The 6,791-nt window shown below is 47.0% G+C and carries 4 protein-coding genes and 2 pseudogenes; 5 read left to right on the top strand and 1 reads right to left on the bottom strand.

The features are described from left to right. Positions 1–149 precede the first annotated feature (149 nt). From H6F92_RS09240 to H6F92_RS09260, 5 genes and pseudogenes are all read left to right on the top strand, one after another. Positions 150–941 (top strand): annotated as a pseudogene (locus tag H6F92_RS09240) (DegT/DnrJ/EryC1/StrS family aminotransferase); the annotation flags it as partial. Positions 942–978: 37 nt separating this feature from the next. Beyond that, positions 979–1,884: a cyanoexosortase B gene (crtB, locus tag H6F92_RS09245; protein WP_190357626.1), complete on the top strand. Its 906-nt coding sequence runs from the start codon at positions 979–981 to the stop codon at positions 1,882–1,884. Continuing rightward, a complete protein-coding gene (locus H6F92_RS09250; protein WP_190357627.1) occupies positions 1,877–2,623 on the top strand; it encodes a cyanoexosortase B system-associated protein in 747 nt (248 codons plus the stop codon). Before crtB ends, H6F92_RS09250 begins: the two co-directional genes overlap by 8 nt. A gap of 111 nt (positions 2,624–2,734) precedes the next feature. Then, on the top strand, positions 2,735–3,949 hold the full coding sequence (locus H6F92_RS09255; protein ID WP_190357628.1) for a polysaccharide biosynthesis/export family protein: 1,215 nt from the start codon (positions 2,735–2,737) through the stop codon (positions 3,947–3,949). 117 nt (positions 3,950–4,066) lie between these two features. Then, positions 4,067–6,265: a GumC family protein gene (locus H6F92_RS09260; protein WP_190357629.1), complete on the top strand. Its 2,199-nt coding sequence runs from the start codon at positions 4,067–4,069 to the stop codon at positions 6,263–6,265. A gap of 6 nt (positions 6,266–6,271) precedes the next feature. Here the strand turns inward: H6F92_RS09260 and H6F92_RS09265 are convergent. Next, a pseudogene (locus tag H6F92_RS09265) lies at positions 6,272–6,691 on the bottom strand (family 10 glycosylhydrolase); the annotation flags it as partial. Positions 6,692–6,791: the final 100 nt, after the last annotated feature.

Here is a 6,791-nt window from a genome sequence, read left to right on the forward strand (position 1 = left end):
TAATCCATAATTTTGCTAATAAACATAGCAAAATTATAGATGATTTCCTGACCTAAGATCACATTTTATTCTTTTTTCCACTTCAATCTAAGAATTGAGAAAAAAGCAAAACCCTCCATTATACCATAAAAAAATTATGCAAGAGGTCTATTGACCTTGCGGCGGCTGCCCAAAGAATTACCCCTAACACCCGCGCCATTCTCCCCGTACACCTGTACGGACAGATGGTATCACCCCAACAATTACAGGATTTTGCCCGCAGCCATAATCTGATTATCTTTGAAGATGCGGCCCAGGCCCATTTAGCCAGTAGAGAAGGTTATCGCGCCGGCAGCGTCGGTGTGGCGGCGGGGTTTAGTTTTTATCCCAGTAAAAATTTAGGTGCTTTTGGCAATGGCGGAATGTTAGTGAGCAATGATCCTGAAATTAGCCAAAAAGCCCGCAGTTTAAGAAATTATGGCGCACCGAGCAAGTATTTTCACACCGATATCGGCACTAATAGCCGTTTAGACAGCATACAAGCCGCCATTTTAAACGTTAAATTACCCCATCTGGAAGGCTGGAATCGCTCCCGTCATCGAGCGGCAAGACAATACGACCAGCTTTTGGCCCCTTTAGCCGATAAGGGCATTTTACCCATACGAGACGAAACCGAGGCTGGTCATGTCTATCATCTCTACGTTATTCGCATCCTCCCCCATTGTCCGGTTGATCGCCAACAACTGCAAGAAAAATTAACTGCCGTCGGTATTCAAACCGGCATTCATTATCCGATTCCCTGTCATCTGCAACCAGCTTATCGCTACCTGGGTTATCAACGGGGAGACTTCCCTAAGGCGGAGATTCTCTGTGAAGAAATTATCTCCCTGCCCATGTACCCCGGTATCAGCGAGGAGCAAATTGAAATAGTGGTTAAACAGATTACTTCGATCATCGGCTAACATAAATTGAGAATTTGTCACTAAATCGCTCCGTCCTATGGGTATTAGTCCTTCCCTATCCCCCGTCTCCCAGAAAAATCGGCAATCTTGGCTGATTATCGCTTTCTTGGCCGTTATCTATGGTCCGGTGATCTCTCATTGGTACGATGGTTGGCTGAATAAATCGATCAACATCGAACACGAATACTTTAGCCACGGCTTGATCGGCCTTCCCTACGCCGCCTATATTGTCTGGCAGAATCGCAAAAAATGGCAACGCCTCGAAGATCGATCCCATCCCCTCGGAGCCTTTTTATTGACCCTAGGGGCGATTTTTTATCTCCTCGGTTCCTCTGTTTGGGTTAGTATGTCTTTCCCGATTATGTTAGCGGGCATCTGTCTCTGGTTAAAAGGAAGAGAAGGTTTTAAATTACAGGGATTTCCCCTACTTTTAACCGCTTTAGCGACTCCTAATCCTATCCCCTACCTGATCACTCCCTATACCCTACCCCTACAGATTTTTATTGCCGCCTGCGCTGGTTTTATTCTCCAGCAAGCCGGCTTAGATGTCTCCGTTGACGGTATCTATGTAGCGGTAGAAGGTCGGATGGTGGAAGTCGCTCCCTACTGTGCGGGACTAAAAATGTTATTCACCAGTCTTTACGTCACGCTGCTGCTGCTCCATTGGACAGATACTATCGAAAACGGTCGTAAAACGCGCTTTATGCTCCTCAGTGCCTTTGCAATTAGTGTCGGGGCTAATATTATTCGTAACTCGCTTTTAGCCTGGTTTCACGGCACGGGACAACAGGAAAACTTTAAATTACTCCACGATGGCTGGGGGGGTGATTTATACTCCGTCTTTATGTTATTACTCGTCCTTTTGGTCTTCCAAATCATGGAGTATCGCGAGGCGGTCAGGAAACAGTTCCTAGCTCAAGAGGAAGTTAACAAGGATGATTAGTCAAAAAATTCCAGCCGGGGTAACTTTAGTGTTAGACAAACTCAAAAAAAAGCTACCGGGTAATTATCTACTCCTGTTGTGCCTGCTGCTGATTTTGATTTTAGGGGGTATCTTGCCCAATTTAATTTCCGGCCATTGGCCTTGGGTGGAGCAACCGAGAATCGGTAATATTCAGAAAATGCGGGCCCTACAAGAATCGGGAATCGAGTTGTCTGACCTGAAAACCATCAACCAGAGCCAAGGGGAAATCGGTGAGGGAAAATGGTCGGTACAAGTGCTGGAAAGTCCTGATGGCAAGAGGATCACCCTGCTTTTAAAGCCACAGATATACTATAAAAATCAACCAGGGTTAGAATGGTCCGATATCAGTTCGATTAGTCGTTGGAATCAGGGGGAAACAACCGAGCTATTAATTCCCGCCTGGTCGGGGGGAATGGCCAGGGCCCGATTCTATCGTGCTTGGACACAAAACACCTTTGCCGTGGTGCAGTGGTATGCTTGGCTAGGTGGTGGTCATTATGATCCCTCTGTTTGGTATTGGCTTGACCAATGGGCGCAATTAAAAAGACAAAGAGTACCCTGGATAGCCGTTTCCTTGCTGATTCCCTTAGACCCGACCAAAGAACTGCAAACTCTCACTCCCTTTGCTCTCAATCTCGCTAGGGAAGTACAAAGTAACTTAGAACAAAATGTCTTAAGTCAATTAACTTCTGTCCCTGAGTCTAAAAAAGAAAAGTGATTTGGCTGCCGCCAGCCATCGCTTGAAAGAAACTAGCTCAAGGAACTTTTCGAGCCCCTAATCGCCCCTTTTTTCCTCTCCCACTGGATAACTCCCAGAAAGCCAATTGATATGTTCGTAAAGTTTTTGCCAGTTAGTTTATTCAGAACCGGGGCCATAGCCCTATCAGGGTTGGGTCTGACAGGGTTCTTGTGGATAATTGACTCCGAGAGCCTCAAGGCCCAGGGTCCTTTGTCCATACCCCAGACTCAACCGGGGGCCGGGTTGGAATTTTTGCCCCCCCAACCCCCTAATCCCACCTTTCCCGAAAACACGATTCCCCCTGCTGGCTACAGTCCACCGGTTTACTCTCCCAATGATCGCCAATCCCGACCAATTCAGTCCTATCGACTGGATATCGGCGATCGAATCAGTGTCTCGGTTCCCGATTTTCCCGAATTTAATTCCGCAGGTCCTGTGGATCCCGATGGTAATTTTCTGGTGCCGATTTTAGGGCGTATTCCCGTTCTGGGCTTGACTTTAGACGAAGTGCAAACTAAAATCCGCCTGGAATTGGGGCGAAAATACTTGCGGGAGGAACCGGAAGTGATTGCCTTTCTAACCAGTCCGCGTCCGGTCCAGTTAACCATTCTGGGAGAGGTACAGCGACCGGGGTTTTATAGTGTTGCTCCTAATACTCCCCTAGCGCAGGTACTTTTGGCGGCGGGTGGCGGCACCCCCAGAGCCGATCTGCGTTCGATCGTTGTCCGGCGGACTTTAGTCGATGGTACAGTATTAGAGGAGAAACTTGACCTTTATACTCCCTTAATTAAAGGCGAACGCTTGCCAGATCTGCCTCTGCAAGGAGGCGATGCCGTGATTGTTTCCAAGTTAGAAGTAGGCCAAGAAACGGGATATAATCGCACACTGGTGGCGAAAACCACCCTCACCCAGCAGAGTATCACGATCAGGGTTTTAGCTCCCTTAGTTCCTTCGGGAATTGCCCTGAGAAATGTTTCGATTCCTAATGGCAGTACCTTCCTTGATGTGGTGGCTAGTTTACCAGTTTCCGATCGCCTGCGGATTAATGTCAATGAAGTGTCTCTGCTCCGTTTTGACAGTGCCAAAGGGGGAATTGTTAGTCAAACGTTGAGTCCGATAGCGGCAGTTAGGGGAGATATCTCCCAAAATGTTCCCTTAGAAGATCAAGACGTAATTATTGTCAGCCGCACCCTATTAGGGAAAATTTTCGCCGCTTTTAATATCATTACCCAACCCATCCGGGATATTACCAGTTTTACCAATACAATTCTCAACATTAGCAATCAATTCGATAACTTCCAATAATTGAGGGGCAACTCGCCCCCTTTACTCCTTAACACAACTTCATAAGCTAGGATTTCAAGGCCGAGAATCACTCTTGACCGCTAAAATGTAAAGAATCTGGGAATATATTAAAAAGCTATGGCTCTACCAATTGTTGAACGATTTCTCATCTCGCTAAATCAAAACAAATTTGTGGGAATATTCGTCTTCTTCGTCTGTTTAGGCGGTTCTGTGGGCTTTGCTCTTCTACCTGATCCTGAGAAACCTCCCACCTTTTATCGTGCCGTGGGACAATTAGCCTACCGGGTGCCGCCGCCAGCTTTTACCAGTACAGGAACCCAACTACAACAAGCGGGACGAACCATCGATCTCGATTTACTGCTGTCTCCCCGGGTGTTGATCAGTACCGCCAAAAAATTGCAATTTAATCAAGAACAGATCATTAAAGTTCGCGAACGAGATTTAAAAATTACCTTCCCTGGTGAAGCGGAGGGAAAAAATAATAGCGATCAACCCCAAGAGATACTTTTAGAGTTAACGTCCGAGTCCAAACCCAGGGCGGAGTTAATTCTCGAAACCCTGATGAAGGAAATGGTGGAATACAGTCGCTGGCTTAATACTTCCCAGTTACGCGCCCGCGTAGAAGCTCTCAGTGTCCGACTTAACGAAGTCCAAAAAGATTTAACCAGAGCCGAAGAAAAGTTTTATCGCTACATTAGTACCCAGGGTTCAGATTTATTGGCGATTCAAGACGGGAGTTTATTCACCGCTATCACCAGCAGTCAACAGCAACAGCGAGAAATTCGCCTACAACTGCAAGGTATTCAAGGACAGATTAATAGTCTGAGTAAACAACTCGATTTAACCCCCGATCAAGCTTACACCTCCTCGGCCCTTAGTGCCGACCCGATTATTGCCAGTATCCGAGCCCAGATCTTGGGCACGGAAGCCCAATTGGAGCGACTACAGAAGGATTTACGTCCCGAACATCCCACCGTCGTTAAATTACGCAAAGAACAGCAAGTTAACGAATCTCTCTTACAAAAAAGGGCCGCCGAGGTGATCGGAAAAGATGGCATCCTGACCGATCTTCCCAGCAGTCGCATCCGTCAGCAAAGTAATCTCGATGCCACCCGCCAACAATTAGCGGCTCAATTAGTCACCCTGCAAACCCAGCGTGAGGGTTTGATGAAACAATTAGAGTCCCTGGTGACTCAGGAACAGCAATTACGCTCCCAATACGAAAAATTCCCCGATAAACAGCTACAGCAAGCTCGTTTAACCCAAGCCGTCGCCTTTCAACGGGGTATCTACGAGAATATTCTCAATGCTCTGGTGGATGCTCAGGCCGCAGAAGCGGAAACTGTGGGTAGTCTCACCATCGCCCAACCGCCGGTAGCTCAACCGATCCAACAGGTGTTTAACCGCAAAAATCGTCTCTTGATTCTCTTGGCGGGGGCTGGTTTGGGAACTTTAGCCGGATTGGGTGCGATCATCCTGTTGGCAGTGATCGATGATCGCCTGCACAGTCCCCAAGAATTGCGGGAAGCTTTGGTCAGTCGGGAGCTCCTGCTCTTGGGACAATTGCCAATTATCCGGAATTTAGAGGGCGAGGAAATCGAGCCGATTCTCGCCGATGCTAATGCCAATTATCTCCCCTACTACGAACGTTTACGCAGTACCCTGCGACGTGTTGGCGGCGGCGAAAAGGTGAAAGTGGTTATTATCACCAGCATTACTGGCGCAGAAGGTAAAACCGCCACTGCCTATAATCTGGCGATCGCTGCTAGTTTGGCGGGCCGACGGACTCTGTTAATAGAAGGAGATCTGAGAAATCCTTCTAAGGCCGAAGAAATCGGAGTCACTCCCGATCCCAATTCTTTCCGAGAACCCCTACTTTACTACGGGGCAAAAAGTAAATCGATCCGGCTGGCCCCAAATATTGAAAACCTTTCCATTTTGCCTAGTCCCGGTCCGCACAAACAAGCGGCAGCTATCATTGAATCGAGTGAATTACAATTAATTCTCAAAGATTCTCGCGGCCGTTTCGATCTGGTGATTGTTGATACTCCTTCTCTGTCTAGCTGTAATGATGCGCTTCTCTTAGAGGAACTAGCGGACGGGATTATTCTGGTAACGCGCCAGGCGATAACTCGTTCTAGTCTCTTGAGTGAAGCAATTAACCAGTTAACAGAAGCGGAAGTGAAAATTTTAGGGGCGGTGATTAACTACGTCGATATTACACCGACTCTCAACACCGCCCAACCAGTGCCACCTGTGATAGTTACCCCACCAGAAGAAAAAACAGAGACAAAGGAAGTGAAAGTGGAGGTGTAAATGGGGTTATATTTGACAAAATCTTCTGGCTCGATCGAATTGTGGTTCTTGCCAAGAAAAAGCGAAATGACTGATACTATCTATGGTGGGAAAAGCTAGGCGAATCGCTTCCATTTGCACTTCTAAGGAGGGACGATTGTTATAGGGTTGTCCCCATAAACCGGCTAAAGCTGGGGTAACAGGAGTTTGATTTCCCCTGCTTTCCACTACTCTTTTGATCTGATTAACTACACAGGTAGTATCGTTACAATTAGCGTAGGACATGGGATGCCATTCTAGGGAAGCGGGAAAACTATCCCACGCTTGTAAACGGGAATCAAAACCTTGATTACCCACAAGACGATTCCCATCGGGAAAAAACACTGCTCCGGCGGGAATTCCCTGACGTTCCACTAGGGCAGAAAAATAACTAATATAGCATAGAACGAGTTAGTTAGGACAGATGCCTGAAGGCTTTACTCACAGCATCCACAAGGTTTTCACTATCATTGATAATCTGACTAACATAGTTTTTCAATCTAGCCCA

Source organism: Microcystis wesenbergii FACHB-1317, from assembly GCF_014696875.1.
Classification (GTDB): domain Bacteria; phylum Cyanobacteriota; class Cyanobacteriia; order Cyanobacteriales; family Microcystaceae; genus Microcystis; species Microcystis wesenbergii_A.